The sequence below is a fragment of the Haemophilus pittmaniae genome (genome assembly GCF_900186995.1).
GTDB classification, from domain to species: domain Bacteria; phylum Pseudomonadota; class Gammaproteobacteria; order Enterobacterales; family Pasteurellaceae; genus Haemophilus_D; species Haemophilus_D pittmaniae.
This window is the reverse complement of sequence record NZ_LT906463.1, coordinates 466,120-487,983: the sequence shown is the minus strand read 5'-3', so window position 1 is coordinate 487,983 and position 21,864 is coordinate 466,120. Positions and strand designations below refer to the sequence as shown.

The following is a 21,864-nucleotide window of genomic DNA, read 5'->3' as shown; positions in this document are numbered from 1 at the left end:
CCAATATGCGTAAAATTGTTAAATATTTTTTATTTTTAGTCTTATTTGTCTTCCACGGTTTTATGTTTTCCGTGGTGAATTATGTGTTTCCCCATTATGATGTGACCAAAGTCACTGGCGTGGAAGTCAAACGGGTAGATAAGGACGGCCCTATCACGAAATCTAACCCGGCGGATGGTCCGACTCGTGACGTGTATTTTATTAATACCCAAAATGGTGACGGCAAAATTATGGTTTATCGTAACGAAGATACCCGCTGGAGTTTTCCGTTCTATTTCAAATTCGGCTCCGCGAATCTACAGGCTGAGGCACAAGCACTTGGAAATGAAGACAAAACCGTACAAATCAAATATTACGGTTGGCGGATTACGATGTTTGATGAATATCGCAATGCGCTTTCGGTGAAGGAAGTGACTGCAGATGCCAGCGCGGGCTATCCAATTTTCGCGTGGGTGTTGTACGCCTTTTTACTCTTTACGTTGTTCTTGTCCATCCAATTTGTGCGCGGATGGTTTGATAGCGAAAACGATTGATTTTCTAACGGCCGCACAACAGCGGCCATTTTTTATTGCGTTGGCAGGACTGTCCAACGCCCCTTCGAAAAACGAAGTTTTCTTGAAAATTAAACGTAAGTTATTGATTTTATTAGGGTTGTCTAAAAAATCGATATTTTCCTAGGATTATCATGGAATTATTAGAAACTTTCCTTATTTTATTGTTGTTGATTATTGTCAGTGCCATTGTTTCCTCTTCAGAAATTTCACTGGCTGGCTCACGTCGCTTAAAATTGCAGGCATTGGCCAATGAGGGCGATAAACGGGCAATGCAGGTATTGAAACTACAGGAGCATCCCGGCCGTTTTATTACCGTTGTACAAATCGGTTTGAATATGGTGGCGATTTTAGGTGGGGGAATTGGCGAAAGTGCTATTAGCCCCTATTTGCAACGATGGTTATCATCCTACACCCAAGCACCTTGGGTTGAGCCTGCATCTTCATTAATTGCCTTTTTATTGGTAACGTTTTCATTTGTGTTGTTTGCCGATCTGATTCCGAAACGCTTGGCGATTACCTATCCGGAAAAGATCGCATTGGCTACCGTGCGCATCATGAGTTTCAGCATGATTTTATTCAAACCTTTAGTATGGATATTCGATACAGCGGCTAACTGCATTTTCAGATTATTACGGATTTCCACCGTGCGCGAAGAAAATATGACTTCTGCTGATATTGTCGCGGTAGTTGAGGCGGGTGCTGAGGCCGGAGTATTGAAAACCCAAGAGCATTATTTGATTGAGAATATTTTCGATATGCAGGAACGCACGGTAACGTCCACCATGACTATCCGTGAAAATATCGTTTTTTTAGAACGGCATTTTTCCCGTCAGCAAGTGTTGGAACAATTGTCGGAAGATTCGCATTCGAAGCTAGTAATTGTCGATAACGATATCGATCATATTTTGGGTTATGTGGAATCCCATACGCTGCTTACGCTTTATCTACAGCAGGAGCACGTGAATTTAACCGATAGCAAATTATTACGTAAGGCGTTATTTGTGCCGGATACATTATCCTTGTATGAGGTATTGGAGCTGTTTAAATCCACCGGTGAAGACTTTGCCATTATCGTTAATGAATATGCGTTGGTAGTGGGATTGATTACCTTAAATGATGTGATGAGTATTGTGATGGGTGAATTGGTTTCCAATGAGGAAGAGCAAATCGTGAGCCGCGATGAAAACTCTTGGTTAATTGATGGTGCAACTCCACTCGAGGATGTGATGCGGGCTTTGAATATTGAAGCATTCCCCGATGAGGAAAATTATGAAACTATCAGCGGATTTATGATGTATATGTTGCGTAAAATTCCGAAGAAAACGGATTTTGTGGTATTTGATAAATACAAATTTGAAGTGATTGATACGGAGAATTTTAAAATTGACCAAATCTTGGTTTCGTTAGTGAAGGAGAATGCTGGGATGAAAGAGTCAGCATAAGCATACTGATAGCATAGTAATGGCAACCATTGAAAGGTTGCCATTTTTTTATGCTTAATCCAGCGAGGTATTTTATAATGATTGAAAATTCTCGACTCAGAGGCTTTCAAACCCTAGATGCTCTCTTGTAAAGCTGGCTTTCTTTGCCGCTACATTGTCAGTATAATGGGCGCGCTTTTAATTTATCCTCGGAGCATTTATGTTGAAAAAAATTGCGGTTCTTTTGTTGGCCGGAACACTTGCGGCTTGTTCATCTATTTCCGATTTGAAATCCTATGTTCCATTTATGGGCAAGGATAAAAAAGTGATTGATTTAGATAAAGATAAGATTGATCAAAAATCCTATGCTTCCGCTTATGAAGCTACCATTGCGACCTATACCGGGCGGGTAACCAAAGATTATAACTATGTAGATAATTTTGCTCAGGGTGCCAAAGATTGGTATGCCGGTCGTATTTTGTTACCGGTTAAGCAAATTCAGGAAAAATTGTATGACAGTGGTAGCGGCCATGATTCCGATGTTTACGCTTATTACAGCGGGGTATTACACGCGGAGGCGCTTCAGAACAACTTTAATCGTCTGCAAAGTGGTTGTTGGGCGAAGTTGGATGCGGATAGTGTGACACAAGGCATTTACGATGCAATGCGTGATCTCCGTAATGGAAAAGTACTCAGTGAAAATGACCCTTACATTGCTAAGGGAAGCGATGAATTACTGAAAACCTGTTCAGGTAAATAATTTTAAAACTGTTGTCGGTTTACCGGCAGCAGTTTCTTTTTTTTTAATTTAGGATAAGGAGCAGGAATGTTAGAACTCTCGGAAAACAACATTCATCTGAATGCGAAGGCGTCGGATAAGCAACAAGCGATTGAAATGGCTGCGGCTGCATTGGAGCAGGCCGGGTATGTGGAGAGCGGCTATTTAGCCGGGATGCTAGCGCGAGAAGGCCAGACTTCCACCTTCTTAGGTAACGGAATAGCTATTCCCCATGGTACGTTAGATACCCGCGCAATGGTGAAAAAAACCGGCGTGCAGGTTTTTCAATTTCCACAGGGAATTGAATGGAGCGAAGGTAACATTGCCTATGTGGTGATTGGTATTGCAGCGCGTTCCGATGAACATCTGGCTTTATTACGCCAACTGACCCATGTCTTAGGTGATGAAGAAACTGCTGCGAAACTGGCGACTCTCGATGATGTGGCGCTGTTCCGTGCCATCTTATTGGGCGAGCAAGATAAGAAATCTGTATTAGTTAGTAAAGAGACAGTCACCCTTGATGTTGATACTTCTAGTTTATTGACCTTAACAGCGATTAATGGTGGTCAGTTACAACAACAAAATGCGGTAGATAATGCTTTTATTGCCGAATTGGTGGCCAGTGCGGCATTGCCTTTAGGCAAAGGTTTGTGGGTGACGGATGCAGGGGTTGGCAATTTACAAAATGCCATCGCGTTTTCTCGTGCGAGAACAATCTTCAATCATAATGGCAAAGCGGTAAAAGGGGTATTAACCATTGCTGCAGTTGATCAGCAAATCGAGGAAAACTTAGCTCGCTTGTTATCCGATGATGTACAGGATGTGTTACTAAACGGTCAATGCGAACAAATTGTGGCGGCATTAAGTGGCCAACAAGTGGCATTGAAAGCTGATACTTGTGCTTCATCTGTGATTGGTACCTTTACTATTCGTAACGAACATGGCTTACATGCAAGACCAAGCGCCATGTTAGTTAATGAGGTGAAAAAATTTAATTCGAGAATTACGGTTCAAAACATTACGCGAGGTGGTGAAGCGGTTAATGCTAAGAGCCTAATGAAGATTGTTGCATTAGGGGTAACTCAGGGACATCGTTTACGTTTTGTTGCCGAAGGGGATGATGCCAAACAAGCCATTGAAGCTTTGGCTAAAATTATTGCTAGTGGGTTGGGTGAAACTGTTTCAGCTGTGCCGCCAAGCGAACCGGATACCATTGAGGTCGGTGCAGATTTGCAGACCAATCAGGTAGAAAAACCAGAGGAGCACGTTCCTGAGGCGATTGAGGCTGTTTTCGTGATTAAAAATGAACATGGCTTACACGCCCGTCCAAGTGCAGTATTAGTTAATGAAGTGAAAAAATATAATGCATCCGTTGCGGTACAAAACTTAGATCGTGACAGTCAATTAGTTAGCGCCAAAAGTCTAATGAAAATTGTGGCGCTAGGTGTGGTGAAAGGCCACCGCTTACGTTTTGTGGCGAGCGGTGAAGAAGCTCAACAAGCCATTGACGGTATTGGCGCAGTCATTGAAAGCGGTTTAGGCGAAGGTAAGGAGTAAATGATGGCAAGAGTAGCAACGATTACCTTAAATGCTGCTTACGATTTGGTGGGACGTTTACCCCGTATTGAAATCGGTGAAGTGAATACAGTTGAAACGCTTGGTATTTTTCCTGCCGGGAAGGGCATTAATGTTGCCAAGGTGTTGAAAGATTTAGGTGTAGATGTCGCTGTTGGTGGATTCTTAGGGGAAGACAACGTCGGTGATTTTGAAACTCTATTTAAAAAACAGGGATTAGAAGACAAATTTCATCGCGTAGCAGGTAAAACCCGCATTAATGTAAAAATTACGGAAACCGAAGCCGATGTAACAGATTTAAATTTCTTAGGTTATCAAATCACCTCTGAGGCTTGGCAGCAATTTACTGCTGATTCCTTAGCTTATTGTCAAAACTTTGACATTGTTGCGGTATGTGGCAGCCTACCGCGTGGTGTTACTCCTGAATTATTCGCCGATTGGCTTAACCGATTACATCAAGCCGGTGTAAAAGTGGTATTAGATAGTAGCAATGCCGCACTTACCGCAGGTTTGAAAGCACATCCTTGGTTAGTGAAACCAAATCATCGTGAATTGGAAGCATGGATCGGCCATCCGTTAAATTCCCTTGAGAAAATAATTGTCGCTGCTAAAAAACTAAAAGCAGAAGGCATTGCGAATGTGATTATTTCTATGGGGGCAAATGGTTCCTTGTGGCTAAATGATCATGCGGTTATTCAGGCTCAACCACCTAAATGCGAAAATGTGGTGAGTACTGTGGGGGCTGGCGATTCTATGGTGGCAGGGTTGATTTATGGTATTGAGAAAGGTTTACCTCAAGCGGAAACCTTGGCTTTTGCCAGTGCTGTTTCAGCCTTTGCAGTTTCACAAAGTAATGTGGGCGTGAGCGATACCTCTTTACTTGAGCCAATTCTGGCAAATGTCAAAATTTCTGTGATTGAAGGATAATGTAATGAATTTGTTTTTAACTCAATCTCCGCAAATTGGTGCGGCAAAAGCCTATTTACTTCGTCAAGCATTGAGCGTGGCAGCGAAAAAATCCAATCATACTTTGGTTGAACAAGCTAAAGAGGCTGATTTGGTCATAGTAGTTGGCCCGACTTTGCCAAATAGTACCGATCTGGTAGGTAAAAAAGTTTTTTTAATTAACGAAGATGCAGCTTTTGCCTCACCTGAAATGACGCTTACGAATGCTCTGGAGCAAGCGGTAGATTACGTTCAACCAAGCTCTAGTGTTGCTGGGGCTAGTAGTCTTTCTGGAGTGAAAAATATCGTAGCAGTTACGGCTTGCCCGACTGGCGTTGCGCACACCTTTATGTCTGCAGAAGCGATTGAAACTTACGCGAAAAAGCAAGGTTGGCAGGTGAAAGTGGAAACGCGTGGCCAGGTGGGTGCAGGTAATGAGATTACTCCAGAGGAAGTCGCTGCGGCAGATTTAGTCTTTGTTGCCGCAGATATTGATGTACCGTTAGATAAATTCCAAGGTAAACCGATGTATCGTACATCCACAGGTTTAGCTTTAAAGAAAACTGCACAGGAATTCGATAAGGCATTTAAGGAAGCAAAAATCTACGAAGGTGGTGCGGCAAAATCCTCTGCAAAATCAGAAGAAAGCGGCGAGAAAAAAGGTGTTTATAAACATTTGATGACCGGTGTATCGCACATGTTGCCATTGGTGGTTGCCGGTGGTTTGTTAATCGCGATTTCCTTTATGTTTGGTATCGAAGCCTTCAAAGATGAAACAATTTTCTATGGTATTCCAAAAGCCTTAATGGGTATCGGTGGCGGTGCAGCATTCCACTTGATGATTGCAGTATTTGCCGGCTATGTTGCCTTTTCTATTGCAGACCGTCCGGGGCTTGCAGTAGGTCTTATTGGCGGTATGTTAGCCACCACGGCGGGCGCAGGAATTTTAGGTGGGATTATCGCTGGTTTCTTAGCGGGTTATGTGGTGAAAGGATTAAATGCAGCCATTAAATTGCCGGCAAGTTTAACTTCCTTAAAACCGATTTTAATCCTCCCGCTCTTTGGTACCTTGATTGTCGGCCTTGCGATGATTTATGTGATCAACCCACCGGTTTCACAAATTATGACGACCTTAAGTGATTGGTTAAAATCCATGGGTGAAGTCAATGCGATGGTGTTAGGTGCGATTATCGGTGCCATGATGTGTATTGATATGGGCGGGCCAGTGAACAAAGCAGCTTATACATTCTCCGTAGGAATGTTAGCCTCTCAAGTTCACACACCAATGGCTGCAGCAATGGCCGCAGGTATGGTGCCGCCAATTGGTATGGCGATTGCTACTTGGATTGCTCGCAGTAAATTTACCAGTAATCAACGTGATGCAGGTAAAGCATCCTTTGTCTTGGGATTATGCTTTATTTCTGAAGGGGCGTTGCCGTTTGTTGCCGCAGATCCATTGCGTGTGATTATTAGCTCGGTTATCGGTGGTGCAACCGCAGGGGCGATTTCAATGGCATTGAATATTTCTTTGCAAGCTCCACACGGCGGTTTATTTGTAATTCCGTTTGTGTCCGAACCATTGCTTTATTTAGGAGCCATTGCGATTGGTGCATTATTAACTGGTGTAGTTTATGCATTAATTAAACCTAGAGTGAGAGCAGAATAATTTATCAGTAGGCCATAAGTGCGGCTTAGCCGCACTTTTTTATTGGAATATTCGATGGTTTAAAGGACTTTTGATGGTGGATAAATATAATCGTTTACGTATTGAGTGGGATTGTCGACGGGGCATGCTTGAATTGGATAAGATCATTATGCCCTTTTATAAAGAGCATTTTGATGGTTTAACCGAACAGCAAAAAGATATTTTTATTCGTTTGCTTAGCGCAACGGATTTACAGCTTTTTTCCTGGTTTTTTAATGGAAGTCGTTCTGAGGATTCGGAAGTTCAAACCATGGTGGAAGAAATTCAACGATGCCAGCAAATGATGATCAAGTAATTTTGAAATAAATTTAATCCATTAGGAACTTTTTAATATTAGCTATGTCTGAAAGGGCAACACAAGCTTGCTGTCCTTTATTTACTAAGGAATTGTTAGACTTAGCATAGGAGAAATATGGCTGAACAGCTAACAGATCAGGCTTTGGTAGAAAGAGTACAGCAGGGTGATAAAAAAGCCTTTAACTTATTGGTTGCGCGTTATCAAAATAAAGTATCGGGACTTTTAACTCGATATGTTTCGTATAACGATATCCCTGATGTTGTACAGGAATCCTTTATTAAGGCCTATCGCTCCATTGAATCCTTTCGGGGCGATAGTGCATTCTACACTTGGCTATATCGAATCGCCGTTAATACGGCAAAGAATTATTTAACGGCTCAAGGCCGTCGCCCGCCTAGCGAAGATATTTTGGCAGAAGATGCTGAAAGTTATGAGGTAGGAACTCATTTAAGAGATGTTGCAACACCTGAGAATGAGATGTTATCCGGAGAGTTGGAGAAAATTGTTTTTGATACAATTCATAACTTGCCGGAGGATTTAAAGACTGCAATCACGTTACGAGAGTTAGAAGGCTTAAGTTATGAAGAGATTGCAACTATTATGGATTGTCCGGTAGGTACCGTTCGTTCACGCATTTTCCGAGCAAGGGAAGTGATAGAGAATAAAATACAACCGCTAATGCAACGATAAAGATGAAAATCGGAGTTAAAAAGATGCAAAAAGAATTACTTTCAGCCTATATGGATGGCGAACAAGTGAATAGTGAACTTACGGATGCGATTTGTAATGATCCTTCATTACAGCAATCGTGGAAGGCTTTTCATACTGTACGTGCAGTTATGCGGAAAGAGACCCCGGTAATTTTAGGTGATGATTTTACCGCTAAAATGGCTAAGTTAATCGAGCAAGAAGAAATTGAGTATATCGAATTAACAGTATCGCAGCCTATGCCAGAAGAGGTTGTAAAACAGCCATTTATGCAAAAAATGAAATCCCTTTTTGTGCCAATGACTCAATTTGCAGTGGCTGCAGGGGTGTGTTTAGTTGCTGTAATTGGTGTTCAAAGTTATAACGCAAAGACAGATGCAACCCAAGCCTCGGATACTCCAGTATTGCAAACCTTACCATTTAATAATTCCGTACAGGAAGTGAGTTATAATGCTCCGACGAAGGATGTTGTGACTTCAGAGCAAGTAGAACAGAAAAATCGTCGTATTGGTGCCATGCTGCAAAACTACGAATTGCAACGTCGTATGCAAGCAGAGCCGTTGAGCGTTGGTAGTAATCAAGCAAAATAAACTATCGAATGACATTGATTCACCACCATTGTGTGGTGAATTTTTTTATTGGGAAATCAATTTTAAAGTGTTATGAAAAAATTTTTATTTTGGAGTTTTTCCTGTTTAGCATTATTAGTTATGCCTTCCTACGCTGAGGAAGGCAATCTTTTGCCATTATTAAATAAAATGTCAAAGGCAATGCGGGATCTAAATTACGAAGTCGCCTTTGTTCAAACCTCGCCAACTAATATGGATTCCTTCCGCTATCGTCACATTAAACAGGATAACAAGACTTATGCACAGCTTGTCACACTTGATGGTACCCAACAAGAAATCATTCAACGAGATAATTTAGTTAGTTATTTTCAACCAAACTCGAAAGCATTCACTATCAATAGTAGCCATATTATTGATGGGTTGCCTCCAGTAATTCGCAGTGATTTTGATAAACTTAGCAAACATTATGATTTTATTAAATTAGGGAAAAATCGTGTAGCCGGACGATTTGTTGATACTATCAGAATCTTGCCGAAGGATGATTTTCGTTACCAATATTTGATTTTTGTTGATGAAGAGAATGGTCTATTGTTGCGTAGTGATATGTTGGATCGAGAAGGTAATTTATTGGATCAATATCGTGTAGTAACACTTTATATTGATGATCGTTTACGCGGTTTAATTAATTACCTGAATAAGGTATCCATGCCGCCGTTATTACAGGAAGGCAATCAAACATTGCCGACTAATGAATTAAAATGGAAAGCGGGTTGGGTTCCTCAAGGTTTTGAATTGGTTAAACAAGCTCAGGAACAATTAAGTGAAGAGATAGTTGAGAGTAAACTTTTTAGTGATGGTTTGTTTACTTTTACGATTAATGTTACCAATATCGGAACAACACAAGATGCACTGGAAAATACTTGGAAACAGGGACCTTATACAATTTATAGCGAAGTTTCAGGCAATAAAGAAATTACCTTTATAGGTCAATTACCGATAGCAACCGCTAAACGTATTGTGCAGGATATAAAGTTTGCTGAATAATTTGCAATAAAAAGTGCGGTTAAAATAATAATTTTGACCGCATTTTTTATGCTTGTAGGAATACAGTTTATATTGGTAATCGCGATTTATTCTAAGTAAACTAGGCTTCTTTGAAGGACTTTGGTTTAGCAATTAGATTATGAAAAAATTAACAAAAAAAATCTTACTTTTATCAATTGGATTTTTAGGCACAAACTTGGCCCTTGCTGAACAAACAGTAGATATTGAGGTTCGTGGGATTAAAGGTGAGCGGGCAATCGAGAATACTAATTTGAATGTTAATCTAATTGCTAAAGAGGAAATGGATGGTTCCGATCGTTATAAAATGTTAGTAAGCCAAGCCATTGATCGTGGTTTACGGGTATTTGGTTATTACGATTCTAAAGTCGCTTTCAAATTAAAAACACGAACAGGAAAACGTGATCTATTAATTGCAAACGTGAATGTTGGTGAATCGACTAAAATTGCAGGGACTGATGTAAAAATTGATGGACCTGCTGCAGATGATGTGCAATTTACTGAGCTATTTAAAGATCTTCCTAAAGATGGAGAATTGGTCGAGCACAAAAAATACGATGATTTTAAGAGTAGTATTTCTAAATTAGCCTTGGCTAGAGGCTATTTTGATGGTGATTTTACGATTTCCCGTTTAGAAATTAGCCCTGAAACCCATCAGGCCTGGTGGCGTATGCTGTTTGATAGTGGGGTTCGTTACCATTATGGAAATATTCGTTTTAGCCATTCTCAAATTCGTGAAGACTATTTACAGAATATGCTAAATATTCAATCGGGTGAACCTTATCTAGTGAGTGATCTTTCTGAGCTCAGCAATGATTATTCATCTACTGGTTGGTTTTCTTCTGTATTGTTGCAGCCTCATATCGATGAAACAAACAAGCTAGTGGACTTGGAAGTTTTGCTGTATCCGCGTAAAAAGAATTCTATGGAGCTTGGTATTGGTTTTTCAACCGATACTGGAGTGCATACAAGTATTGGCTGGACAAAACCTTGGATTAATAACCGTGGACATAGTTTCCGCACCAATATGTATCTTTCTGCACCGAAACAAACAATAGAAGCCACATATAAAATTCCGTTGCTAAAAAATCCACTGCTTTACTATTACGAATTTTCTACCGGTTATGAGAAAGAAGATAAAAACGACACTTTGACTAAGGCGTTAACTCTTGCGGGGATTCGTTACTGGAACAATCGTGAAGGTTGGCAATATTTTGCCGGTTTACGGATGCGTTATGATGAATATACACAAGCGGATTTCAGTAATAAAACCTTGTTAGTTTATCCAACGGTTGGTTTTAATCGTAGCCGTTTCCGTGGTGGGCAATTTCCAACCTGGGGTGATACTCAGAAAGTAGCAGTTGATATCGGCCGAAAATGGTGGATGTCGGAAGTGGATTTTTTTAAGGTGGTAGCTTCAACCGGTTGGGTTAGAACCTATTCCTCCAATCATCGTTTTGTGACTCGCGCAGAAATCGGTTATTTAAATACGCAGGATATTAATAAAATTCCGCCAAGTTTACGTTTTTTTGCCGGTGGAGATCGAAGTGTCCGAGGCTATGGTTACAAAAAAATCGCTCCTAAGGATCGGGATGGTAAGCTGTTAGGTGGTTCCCGTTTGGCTACGGCATCACTGGAATATCAATATCAAGTGTATCCAAATTGGTGGGGAGCCGTTTTTGCCGATAGTGGATTAGCAGCTAATTCCTTTTCGACCCAAGAGCTACGTTATGGTACCGGTGTTGGAGTGCGTTGGGCATCACCAGTAGGGGCTATTAAGTTTGATATTGCAACGCCGATACGAGATAAAGACAACAGTAAAAATATTCAATTTTATATTGGGCTCGGCACTGAAATTTAAGGTGAAATCATGACTGAACAACAAGTAAATGAAGCTAAGGATTCGCCTCAAAAATCGAATAAAAAACGATGCCGCCGTTTTTTTTGCGGCATTGCTTTTTTATTGTTTCTGATTATTGCTCTGTTGGGCGGTGCTTTGACTAATGGTTATGGTCAGCGGGGACTGATTAAGCTAACGGATCGCCTGATGGACTCGCTTAATATCGGTGACATTAACGGATCATTAGGGGATGGTTTAGTTCTTAATCACGTTCAATATCAAAGTGCTGGGATTGATGTCGACATTAATAAAATTAGGCTTCAGCTTGATTTAGGTTGCTTATGGCGGACAGAGATTTGTTTACGTGATCTTAGCATTGAAACCCCGCAAATTCGGATTGATACTGCCAACTTACCGACTACTCCAGAGGAACCACAACAAGAAAGTGTATCATTAACAAAAGTTTGGTTGCCGGTTAGTGTTGATGTGGAAAATATTTCCCTGGATAACCTCAATCTCCTTATCGATCAAAAACAAATCAATCTAGCGCATTTTCATACTGCGGCGACATTAAATAACGAGCAGGGACTGACGCTGTTACCAACAGATATTAATGGCGTAGATATTTTTTTCCCCGTAGAGCAACAAACGGCAGAAGTGTATACACAACAGCCTTCAGAACCAATTGATTGGACGCATTTAGAACAAACCCTTACACCAAGCCTGTTAGGAAATTTGCAACGGATTGACTTACCTTTTGACCTGCATATTCAACAACTTTCAGCTAAAGACTGGTTATTGCGACAAGCCGATATCAAAGGAAATATTGAGACAACCACATTGTCATCTCTAGAGCTTTTGCTAGATAGTACGAATGGTGAGTTACAACTAACCCGATTGGACTTACAGAGTTCGTTAGGTTCCCTAGAAGGGCGAGGGCAGGCACAGTTGTTTGGTGATTTTCCTGTGAATCTCAACTTGCAAGCCAACTTAAATGAAATTAAGGAAAAAAATACACAGCTTTTGCCAAAAACAATGCTGAATTTACAAGTTGATGGCAAATTAAAGCAAATTACCTCATTAAATTTAACGGCAAATGGTGTTGCCGATGCAGAATTACATGGAGAACTGCAACTTGCCCAAGAGAAGTTACCGCTTAATATTGCTCTTAATATTAAGCATGGTGCTTATGCTTTTACGGCTGGGGCTCCGTTGCTGTTGGATGATATTATTTTCAAAGTAAGTGGTAATTTACTGGATTATCAGACGACACTTAATGGTCGAGTATCTGGTATGGATACTCTTCCTAAGACGCAAATCGCACTAGATGCACAGGGTAAGCTTTATCAAATCAATATTAAACAGTTAACGCTCTCTGTGCTGGATGGCGATGCTCAATTAAGCGGGTTAGTTAACTGGCAGGATGGAGTGACTTGGGATAGCAATTTAAAATTAAACAAGATGAATTTGCGCCCTTATCTACCGGCAATGCCGGCAATTATTTCAGGAGAACTAGCCAGTCAGGGAGCGGTAAGTGAGAAAAATTGGCAGGTTGATGTTCCTAAACTCAATTTACAAGGAAGCTTAAGTAATCGCCCTCTTAACTTGCAGGGAAATTTAACCTTAACCCAGCAAACACTACTCAATGTACCGTCTTTATTGCTCACTTATGGGGATAATAAAATCGCTATGTCCGGAGTGGTGAGCGATAACTCCGATTTTAATTTAAATATCCAAGCGCCAAATCTCAGTGGTTTATGGCAGGATCTCAGCGGCGCAATTCGTGGTGAACTGCGGTTAACCGGTAAATTGAACAGTCCGCATATTGATGCTGATTTGGCTGTGCCGAAGCTACATTTTCAATCGCTTAATATTTCTAATGGGCTGATTAAAGGTCAAATTAGTAGTGAGCCGATTATTAGAGGTGAGTTGGTCGTCAGCCTAAATAGTTTGAATTACGGCGAGCAATTGAAATTAAACGCAATCAAATTAGTGGCTTCAGGAGATGAAAAATCCCATCAATTGTCCTTGCAGTCTAAAGGTTCTCCAGTTTCAGCTAATTTGAATCTGGCGGGTGGGTTTAATCGTCAAACAGCCCAATGGCAAGGGCATTTAAATAACATTGATATTGACTCGCCATTAGGTGATTTTCGAGTCAATCAGCCTGTATTGGTCAATTATGATAATGCTAAGGTTGAAGCCCAAATCGCTGCTCATTGTTGGCTCAATAAGGATATTGAGCTTTGTTTTCCACAAGCATTTAATGTTGGTAAAAATGGAGCATTAGCTTTTGATATTAAACGCATAAACTTGCAATTAGTGAATGAACTACTGAAACAAGATAGTTTGAAAGGGCAGTTACAAAGCCATGGCAAAGTTGCTTGGTTTGCTGATAAGCCATTGCAGTTAAATATTGATGTGGAAGGGAATAATCTGGCTTTGGCACAGCCATTGGATTATCGCACCTTTAGACTCAATGTGCCGAAACTGAGCCTGAATGCAGTAATGGAAAATAATAATTTAGCATTACAGTCGGCAATTCAAATTCAAGATCAAGGATTGATTAAAACCAATGTGAAAATTTCTGACTTGTTGAAGAATCGCCAATTAGGCGGTGATTTAACCATCGAAGGTATACGTTTAGAATTGGCGAATCAGTTATTAAACTCCGATGAAAAAGTCAGTGGACATATTACAGCTAAATTAGGTTTTGCCGGCAATTTACAAAAGCCTTTGCTAAACGGTAATCTGGATATTAGCGGAGTTAAAACTAAATTACGGGCATTACCGTTTAATATTAGTGAAGGCAATATCGCGATGCATTTTAACGGTACCAATTCCACCTTAAACGGTAAAATTGAAACACCGGATGGTCATCTTAATTTAACCGGTAGTGCAGCCTGGCCAACCTTGGATAATTGGACGGCAGAATTACGGGCGCAGACGGAAAAATTTAAGTTGGATATTCCATCCATGGCCAAATTGCAATTAACCGAAGATGTGCAGATTAAAGCAACACCGAAACTATTGGAATTAACTGGAAATATCGATATCCCTTGGGCTCGCATTGCGGTGGAAAATCTACCGGACAGTGCTGAACCGGTTAGTGAAGATGAAGTGATTTTAAATGGCCCGAATAAAAGTAAGGAAGAATTAATCAATCGCCAATTTGCTTCAACTACTCAATCTGGCATGCAGATTCGTAGTGATTTGAGAATTAATATCGGTGAGGACGTAGAACTGAAGGCCTATGGCTTAAAAACAAAATTGCAGGGGTTGTTGTCGGTGAAACAGGATAAAGGTCGCCTGGGATTATTCGGTCAAATCGACTTACAACATGGGCGTTATGCTTCTTTCGGTCAGGATTTATTGATTCGCAAGGGGCAAATCAATTTTTCCGGTCTTCCTTCCCAACCGATGCTAAATATCGAAGCAATTCGTAACCCAGAGGCAATGGAAGACAGTAAGGTTACGGCCGGTGTAAAAGTGATTGGTGTGGCAACTAGCCCACAGGTTACCGTCTTTTCCGAACCGAGTACTTCACAGGATCAGGCGCTTTCTTATCTGTTGACTGGGCGTTCACTAGAAAACAGTGGTGAGGCCGGTTCTGGTGGCTCGGTGGGAGCCGCGCTATTAGGCATGGGCTTAGCAAAAAGCGGAAAATTGGTCGGTAGTATTGGTGAAACCTTTGGTATTTCCGATTTAAATCTAGGGACTTCCGGTGTGGGGGACAGTTCGAAGGTAGTCGTAAGTGGAAATATTACCAATCGCTTACAAATAAAATACGGTGTCGGCTTATTTGATGGCTTGGCCGAGGTCACATTGCGTTACCGTTTAATGCCGCGTTTATATTTCCAAACCGTTTCCAGTACCAATCAGGTATTTGATTTACTTTATCAATTTGAATTTTAGGAATTTTATTTATGAATAATGAATATCTCTTAGCTGCGGCAGAAGCGCTGGCACCGCGTGGCGAGGCGCGTGAAATCGCAGCAATAGATTTAGGTTCAAATAGTTTTCATATGATCGTGGCCCGTATTATCAACGGCTCAATTCAGGTGTTATCACGCTTAAAACAAAAAGTAAAATTGGCGGAAGGGTTGGATGAACATCATGTCTTAAGCCAAGAGGCGATTTCACGAGGGGTCGCTTGTCTTGCCCTATTTGCCGAACGTTTACAAGGCTTTTCCCCAGAGGATGTACAGGTTGTGGGTACCTATACTTTGCGCCGCGCGGTCAACAATGATGAATTCTTACGTCAGGCACAAAAGGTTTTTCCCTATCCGATCAATATTATTAGTGGCCAAACCGAAGCCAAGACGATTTATGCCGGCGTTTGCCATACCCAGCCCGAAAAAGGTCGTAAGTTGGTCGTGGATATTGGCGGTGGCTCAACGGAGATGATCATTGGTGATGATTTCACCCCGCTTGCCGCAGAAAGCCGCCACATGGGCTGTGTGAGTTTTGCTAAAAAGTTTTTTCCACAAGGAATAATTAGCCCTGAAGCCTTTGCCAAAGCCCGTCAAAATGCCATTGATAAAATTGAGGATTTGGCTTGGGAATATCGCAATCTGGGTTGGCAATCGGTGCTGGGGTCATCCGGTACGATCAAAACTGTGCATCAAGTGATTGCTGCAACTATCGAGCCAAACGGCATTATCACACCGGAACATTTAAATGATTTGATTGAGCGTACGTTAAAGGTCGATCATTTTGATAAATTGAATATCACCGGTCTTAATTCCGAGCGGGTTGATGTTTTTGTGCCGGGATTAGCGATTCTTAGCGCAGTCTTTGAGGTATTCGGATTGACGCAAATGCGTTATTCCGATGGGGCGTTGCGTGAAGGTGTGATTTATAGCTTGGAAAAAAACTTTCAGGTTGCGGATATTCGCACTCGCACAGCATTAGGTTTAGCGGAGCAGTTTAACCTCGACTTAGCACAGGCGGATCGCGTGGCGGCTAGTGCCAGTTTGTTGGCTGAGCAATACGAGGGGTGGCAAAATCCACAACTACAGGACGAAATGCGCAATATCCTATTGTGGGCAGCGCGTTTGCATGAAGTGGGGATTGTGATTAACCATCGGGGATTGCAAAAGCATTCGGCCTACATTTTGCAAAATATTGAATTACCGGGGTTTGATCGGGAACAGCAACGGCTATTAGCATTGCTTGTACGCTTACATATCGGTGGTTTTCGATTGGATGATTTATTTGCTTTTGCACGCTACCACAAGGCTGATGTACTTGCGTTATTACGCTTGTTGCGCTTAGCCGTGATTTTAAATAAATCCCGCCAGGCTACGGAATCAACTCAGGCCATTAGCTTGACTGCGTTGCGTAATAGTGCGGATTGGCGGTTAGATTTTGCAAAGGATTATTTGAATAATAATCCTTTGATTTGGAATGAATTGCGTCAGGAAAGCAATCAACTCAAGGATTTATCCTTAGGATTGATTTTTAATTAACGGCATTTTTAGCGGGCAGGAGCCGTTGATGTTGCTCCCTAACCAAGGCATACAGGTTTGCCAGAAAATAACTTTGCTCTGCTTCAGGAATGCTCAGCGGAATCAGCTCTAACAAATCCAAATGCATCGCCATCACTTGCGGAAACATCGGTGCTTGGCGCATTTCTTCCTGCATTGGCTGATACAACGGCGATACACAACCTCCCCGGCCAATCCGTCCCAAACTGGCGGCAATATGCAGCAATAACACATCCACCTGTGGGGTGCTGGTATCGGCGCCCCAATAAACGGCTAAACGCTGCTGTACCCGCCCAACCGTTTCAATCGCCTGTTGATTAATCTGCCCGTACGCATGCCAGCGCGCCAGTTGCTCATCAATCGGCATTTCCCCTCCGCTGTTATGATTTGCGCGTTAAGTTTACGCAAAAGCCATGGTTCGAACAATCCAAACGCCCCCTCAAAAACTAACGTTTTTCCTAAAATAGCACGTAAGTAATTGATTTTATTAGGGTTGGTCTAAAAATGAAATTAATAGTGCGGTGGAGGTGTTTCTTCCGCACGTGAAGCGATTTGGCTCCCTTGGCTTTCCTTTAATTTGGCTGCCAAATAACGTAATTGAATTTGCATTTTATCTAAGGTGAATTGTTGGGTAATCAGCGCCTGATTGAGATCTTCCAACAGTTGTTCCTGAAAAGCGGCTTTTGCTTCCAATTCGGTAATACGTGCTGCCAACTCGCTGTTTATCGCCATAAATTCTGTCTCGGTGGTTAAAAAAAAGTTGTGAAATTGGCCAAGAGGATTTAACCTATCCGCCATCTTATTTTCATTATAAAGGAATCCCGAAAATGTTAAAAATTCAAAAACTTTCCTGTGCGGCATTGATGCTTGCCGGCGTATTTTCCACCAGCGTGTTTGCCGAACAAGCTGCATTTGACGAATCTGCTGCATCCTATGCCGTTGGCGCATTAATGGGTGGCCAAGTTAAGGATTTGATGGATGCCCAAAAAGAGGTCATCAAATATGATAACGCGCAAATTCTTGCCGGCTTAAAAGATGCAATCGAGGGCAAAGTGGATGTGCGTAAGGATGAAAAAATCCAACAAACCCTTAATTCCATCGAAGAAAAATTAGTTGCGGCAGCGAAAGCCAAATCTGAAGAACAGGCTAAAGCAGCAAAAGAAGAAGGCGATAAATTCCGTCAAGAATTCGCTAAACAAGAGGGCGTAAAAACCACTAAAGATGGTTTGATGTACAAAATTATCAATGAAGGTAAAGGTGCTGCGATCAAACCAACCGATGTAGTGAAAGTGCACTACACAGGTAAATTGGCCGATGGCAAAGTATTCGACAGCTCCGTTGAGCGTGGTTCTCCTGCTGAGTTTAAACTTAACCAAGTAGTGAAAGGCTGGACCGAAGGTCTGCAATTAGTCAAAAAAGGCGGCAAAATTGAGCTTGTGCTTCCGCCTGAATTAGCCTACGGCGAACAAGGCGCGGGGGCGGTTATCCCACCTAACTCAACGCTTTTCTTCGAAGTTGAAGTGCTTGATGTCAATCCAAAGGCCACTAAGTAGTAATTAAAATTGACCGCACTTTAACCAGTGCGGTTTTTTTATCGTTATGTTTGAGAAATCGTTATGTTATTAACCGATAAACAACCTTTTACGGACGAAGACCGCGCTATTCTTATTTCTTATAAAGCGGTGGTTGATGGAGTCAGTGCGCTGATTGGAGAGCATTGTGAAATCGTGTTGCACTCCTTGGAAGATATCGAGCATTCCGCAATTTGCATTGCCAATGGCCATAATACAAATCGACGGGTTGGTTCGCCGATTACCGATTTGGCGCTGAAATCATTGCGCAATATGCAGAGCGACAATGTCTCTCAGCCTTATTTCACCCGCGCCAAGGGCAATGTGCTAATGAAGTCGGTGACTATCGCCATTCGTAATAGCCGTCAGCGGATTATCGGTTTATTGTGCATTAACATTAATTTGGATGTGCCGGTTTCACAGTTTATGCAGGCCTTTTTGCCAAAGGAAAGCCATGGCGAAACCTCCCCGGTGAATTTTGCCAGTTCGGTGGAAGATTTGGTGGCGCAAACCATGGAAAAAACCATCGAAGAAGTCAATGCGGATCGCTTGGTAGCCAACAACAATAAAAACCGCCAAATTGTCGTATCCCTTTATGAGAAAGGTATTTTTGATATTAAAGATGCCATCAATTTGGTTGCTGAACGCTTAAACATTTCCCGCCACACCGTGTATTTATATATTCGTCAAATTCGCCAAGAGCTTGAATAATGGATTATTTGATTTCCGTGAAAAGTCCGGCCTACGGAAGCCAAGGTGCTTATAGCGCCTATCAATTTGCGCAGGCATTATTGCAGGCAGGACATCGTATTCGGCAGATTTTCTTTTTCCAAGAGGGAGTTTCTAACGGCAACGGCTTGGTTTATCCCGCCAATGATGAATTCGATATGGTGAAAGCTTGGCAGCAATTAAGTCGCGAATGGCAAATTCCGCTCGGTTTGTGTGTCGCCGCCGCGCAACGACGTGGTGTTGTGGATGCGCAAACGGCTCGTGCGGATTCGTCCACGAATTTAGCTGAAGGTTTTGCCATTGTCGGGCTAGGAGAGTTTATGATGGCGTCTCTTGCGGTTGATCGGGTGATTACGCTATGAAATTGGCTTTTATTTTTCGCACCGCCCCCCACGGTCGCAGTATTAGTCGGGAAGGACTGGATGCCCTGTTAGCCGCCACCGCATTTTGTGATGAAACGGATATTGGGGTATTTTTCGTTGAAGACGGTATTCTGAATTTGCTCAGCAACCAAGAACCCACAGCCATTTTGCAAAAGGATGTGGCTAAAATGTTTAAGTTGTTGGATTTATACGATATTGAACAGCGCTTTATTTGCGCTGATTCTTTGGCGCAATTCTCATTGCGTGCAGATGAATTGGTTTTAGCTTGCCAAGTCTTGCCTCGGTCGGAGTGGATGGCGCAATTGCAACAAGCCGAAAAGATATTTACTTTCTGAGAAACACGATGCTATACACCTTTTCCCAAGCCCATTATTCAGTCGCAGAATTAAATCATTGGTTTGCCGGACTCACGGCCGATGATGCAGTGGTGCTATGGCAGGATGGCGTGTATTTACCCTTGCATCATCCCACTTTACTACCACTATCCGGCATTAAATTATTTGCCTTAGAGCCCGATGTGCGTGCCCGAGGCTTGTTGGAGCGTTATACCGAATTGGCCATTGAGGTGATCGACTATCCGGCGCTTGTTTCCGTCAGCGAAACCTATTTTCCGCAAATCGCCCTATGATACTTAGGCTGCCGGTCGGGTTTTCGGGAGCAATAACGGCAGCACCAATACGGAATAGAGCGAAAATCCCACGGCAATCATCAGAGTCAATTCCACACCGCCCGCAGCTAGCCAAGCAGCAAATCCCATCTCTTCATCGGTGAACGTTAAATAGACTACCGCGCTGATATTGGTGTAGAAAAAACCAATTAAAAAGGCGATCAATACAATACCTTTTAAAGCATAACGGGCGTAGCGGTGGGTGCGAACCCATAAGGCGATAAGTAAGGCCGGTAATGTTGCTACTGCCAAGGCCATTAACGCTGCCATTGCCAGTTTGCTTAACATACCGTCTGTGGCATCAAACTCTGTAGTAAAAAAGAGCACGATTGTTACCAGCAATTGGGTCAGCAAAGGAAAGACCAATAAGGTTTTGAAATAAGGACGTGTTGCCATACATGTATTCCGAAATTAAAAAGGGCGCCATTGTAGCAGTTAGGGCGCCCTTGACCAAATGGCTGAGAACTACTGATTCAGAATTTTGTAAATTTCCGAATCTTTGCGATCTAAGTAGTGAATCGACTGGATTTTCCGAATGGTGCGGGATTTACCTCGGATTAGCAGGGTTTCGGTTGTAGCAAGGTTGCCTTTACGAGAAATTCCCTTGAGCAATTCACCATGGGTGATACCGGTCGCGGTGAACACTAAATTATCGTCGCGTACCAAGTCTTCCAGTTTCAATACCTGATTAATCGCAACCCCCAGTTTTTCACAACGAGCAGTTTCTTCCGCGGCCAAACGACGGTTTTCTTCGCTATCGCCCTTCACCTGATCGCGTGCTAACAAGCGTGCCTGCATATCACCGCCCAACGCCCGAATTGCAGCGGCAGCAGCCACACCTTCCGGTGCACCGCCAATCCCATACACCATATCCACTTCGGCATCCGGCAAACAGCACAGCACAGAGGCTGCCACATCACCATCCGGAATAGCCAAGACACGTACACCGAGATCGTGCATTTGTGCGATGACGGCATCATGACGCGGTTTGGCAAGTACCATCACAGTGAGATCCGAAAGGGATTTCCCTAAGCGGGAAGCGGTACGGCGCAGGTTTTGTTCAATCGGCAGGGATAAATCAATCATCCCTTTTACTTCCGGCCCAACCACTAATTTTTCCATGTACATATCCGGTGCTTGTAGGAACGTGCGTTTGCCTCCTGCGGCCAATACGGAAATAGCATTTGCTTGACCCATGGCGGTCATGCGGGTGCCATCAATTGGATCCACCGCAATGGAAATCAACTCGCCGTTGCCAGAGCCGACTTTTTCGCCACAATACAGCATCGGAGCATTATCAATTTCCCCTTCGCCGATCACAATTTCACCATCCATATGGATGAGATTCAGCATATAACGCATTGCTTTCACTGCCGCCCCATCGGCCGCATTTTTATCACCGCGGCCCAACCAGCTATAGGCGGCCAACGCAGCAACTTCGGTAACTCTTGAAAATTCAATGGCTAATGCACGATTCATAATGGTTCTCCTGTCAAAAAATCGGCCTATTCTAACACCACGAAAACGATTGCTTAATAAATTTTGTCATTGCCCTTTAAAAAAGATGGTGAAA

General features: G+C 42.4%; 22 protein-coding genes. 18 read left to right on the top strand and 4 right to left on the bottom strand.

Translation table 11 applies throughout. The features are described 5' to 3' along the window. Positions 1-5: 5 nt before the first annotated feature. The 13 genes from CKV74_RS02430 (at position 6) to ppx (ending at position 16,923) form a co-directional block, all read left to right on the top strand. Positions 6-533 carry a DUF1523 family protein gene (locus CKV74_RS02430; protein ID WP_095176693.1) on the top strand — a complete coding sequence of 176 codons (528 nt, stop codon included), beginning with the start codon at positions 6-8 and terminating at the stop codon, positions 531-533. Positions 534-685: 152 nt separating this feature from the next. Further along, positions 686-1,996 (top strand): polyamine export protein PaeA, encoded by a 1,311-nt coding sequence (locus tag CKV74_RS02425; protein ID WP_164703779.1) that lies wholly within the window; start codon positions 686-688, stop codon positions 1,994-1,996. Between the two features lie 199 nt (positions 1,997-2,195). Continuing rightward, positions 2,196-2,735, top strand: coding sequence for an HI_0449 family lipoprotein (locus CKV74_RS02420; RefSeq protein WP_007242786.1), 540 nt, complete (start codon positions 2,196-2,198; stop codon positions 2,733-2,735). A 66-nt stretch (positions 2,736-2,801) separates the two neighbouring features. Then, positions 2,802-4,310, top strand: coding sequence for a fused PTS fructose transporter subunit IIA/HPr protein (fruB, locus tag CKV74_RS02415; protein WP_007242798.1), 1,509 nt, complete (start codon positions 2,802-2,804; stop codon positions 4,308-4,310). A 3-nt stretch (positions 4,311-4,313) separates the two neighbouring features. Next, positions 4,314-5,255: a 1-phosphofructokinase gene (gene fruK / locus CKV74_RS02410; protein ID WP_095177129.1), complete on the top strand. Its 942-nt coding sequence runs from the start codon at positions 4,314-4,316 to the stop codon at positions 5,253-5,255. A 4-nt stretch (positions 5,256-5,259) separates the two neighbouring features. Then, a complete protein-coding gene (locus tag CKV74_RS02405) occupies positions 5,260-6,939 on the top strand; it encodes a fructose-specific PTS transporter subunit EIIC (RefSeq protein ID WP_095176691.1) in 1,680 nt (559 codons plus the stop codon). 76 nt (positions 6,940-7,015) lie between these two features. After that, positions 7,016-7,273 (top strand): FAD assembly factor SdhE, encoded by a 258-nt coding sequence (locus CKV74_RS02400; RefSeq protein WP_039847858.1) that lies wholly within the window; start codon positions 7,016-7,018, stop codon positions 7,271-7,273. Between the two features lie 117 nt (positions 7,274-7,390). After that, positions 7,391-7,966, top strand: a complete 576-nt coding sequence (gene rpoE / locus CKV74_RS02395) for an RNA polymerase sigma factor RpoE (RefSeq protein ID WP_007242701.1) — start codon at positions 7,391-7,393, stop codon at positions 7,964-7,966. Between the two features lie 23 nt (positions 7,967-7,989). After that, a complete protein-coding gene (locus tag CKV74_RS02390) occupies positions 7,990-8,574 on the top strand; it encodes a sigma-E factor negative regulatory protein (RefSeq protein WP_007242778.1) in 585 nt (194 codons plus the stop codon). A gap of 72 nt (positions 8,575-8,646) precedes the next feature. Next, positions 8,647-9,597, top strand: a complete 951-nt coding sequence (gene rseB, locus CKV74_RS02385) for a sigma-E factor regulatory protein RseB (RefSeq protein ID WP_007242794.1) — start codon at positions 8,647-8,649, stop codon at positions 9,595-9,597. Between the two features lie 139 nt (positions 9,598-9,736). Continuing rightward, a complete protein-coding gene (gene tamA, locus CKV74_RS02380) occupies positions 9,737-11,476 on the top strand; it encodes an autotransporter assembly complex protein TamA (protein WP_095176690.1) in 1,740 nt (579 codons plus the stop codon). Positions 11,477-11,485: 9 nt separating this feature from the next. Then, a complete protein-coding gene (gene tamB / locus CKV74_RS02375) occupies positions 11,486-15,367 on the top strand; it encodes an autotransporter assembly complex protein TamB (RefSeq protein ID WP_095176689.1) in 3,882 nt (1,293 codons plus the stop codon). An 11-nt stretch (positions 15,368-15,378) separates the two neighbouring features. Beyond that, positions 15,379-16,923, top strand: coding sequence for an exopolyphosphatase (gene ppx / locus CKV74_RS02370; RefSeq protein WP_095176688.1), 1,545 nt, complete (start codon positions 15,379-15,381; stop codon positions 16,921-16,923). Here ppx and CKV74_RS02365 read toward each other — a convergent pair. Together CKV74_RS02365 and CKV74_RS02360 are read right to left on the bottom strand one after the other, a co-directional pair. Next, positions 16,916-17,308, bottom strand: a complete 393-nt coding sequence (locus CKV74_RS02365) for a hypothetical protein (RefSeq protein ID WP_007242705.1) — start codon at positions 17,306-17,308, stop codon at positions 16,916-16,918. The genes ppx and CKV74_RS02365 overlap by 8 nt on opposite strands. A gap of 143 nt (positions 17,309-17,451) precedes the next feature. Beyond that, complete coding sequence (locus CKV74_RS02360) at positions 17,452-17,673, bottom strand: SlyX family protein (RefSeq protein ID WP_007242648.1); 222 nt, start codon at positions 17,671-17,673, stop codon at positions 17,452-17,454. 95 nt (positions 17,674-17,768) lie between these two features. On the opposite strand from CKV74_RS02360, the gene fkpA reads away from it, so the two are divergent. The 5 genes from fkpA to tusB all read left to right on the top strand — a co-directional run bounded on the left by fkpA (position 17,769) and on the right by tusB (position 20,252). After that, entirely contained in the window at positions 17,769-18,494 is a 726-nt protein-coding gene (gene fkpA, locus CKV74_RS02355) for an FKBP-type peptidyl-prolyl cis-trans isomerase (protein WP_095176687.1), read from the top strand. A 63-nt stretch (positions 18,495-18,557) separates the two neighbouring features. After that, on the top strand, positions 18,558-19,223 hold the full coding sequence (locus CKV74_RS02350) for a helix-turn-helix transcriptional regulator (protein WP_007242730.1): 666 nt from the start codon (positions 18,558-18,560) through the stop codon (positions 19,221-19,223). Further along, positions 19,223-19,603 carry a sulfurtransferase complex subunit TusD gene (tusD, locus tag CKV74_RS02345; RefSeq protein WP_007242707.1) on the top strand — a complete coding sequence of 127 codons (381 nt, stop codon included), beginning with the start codon at positions 19,223-19,225 and terminating at the stop codon, positions 19,601-19,603. Before CKV74_RS02350 ends, tusD begins: the two co-directional genes overlap by 1 nt. Continuing rightward, positions 19,600-19,959 carry a sulfurtransferase complex subunit TusC gene (tusC, locus tag CKV74_RS02340; RefSeq protein ID WP_007242761.1) on the top strand — a complete coding sequence of 120 codons (360 nt, stop codon included), beginning with the start codon at positions 19,600-19,602 and terminating at the stop codon, positions 19,957-19,959. The genes tusD and tusC overlap by 4 nt, the downstream gene beginning before the upstream one ends. Before the next feature lie 8 nt (positions 19,960-19,967). Further along, the gene (gene tusB / locus CKV74_RS02335; protein WP_007242660.1) at positions 19,968-20,252 is read left to right on the top strand and encodes a sulfurtransferase complex subunit TusB; all 285 of its coding nucleotides are present in this window, start codon (positions 19,968-19,970) and stop codon (positions 20,250-20,252) included. 3 nt (positions 20,253-20,255) lie between these two features. On the opposite strand, the gene CKV74_RS02330 is transcribed toward tusB, so the two are convergent. Together CKV74_RS02330 and glpX are read right to left on the bottom strand one after the other, a co-directional pair. Beyond that, the gene (locus tag CKV74_RS02330) at positions 20,256-20,687 is read right to left on the bottom strand and encodes an HI_0559 family membrane protein (RefSeq protein ID WP_095176686.1); all 432 of its coding nucleotides are present in this window, start codon (positions 20,685-20,687) and stop codon (positions 20,256-20,258) included. A 69-nt stretch (positions 20,688-20,756) separates the two neighbouring features. Beyond that, positions 20,757-21,770, bottom strand: a complete 1,014-nt coding sequence (glpX, locus tag CKV74_RS02325) for a class II fructose-bisphosphatase (protein WP_007242755.1) — start codon at positions 21,768-21,770, stop codon at positions 20,757-20,759. Positions 21,771-21,864 lie beyond the last annotated feature (94 nt).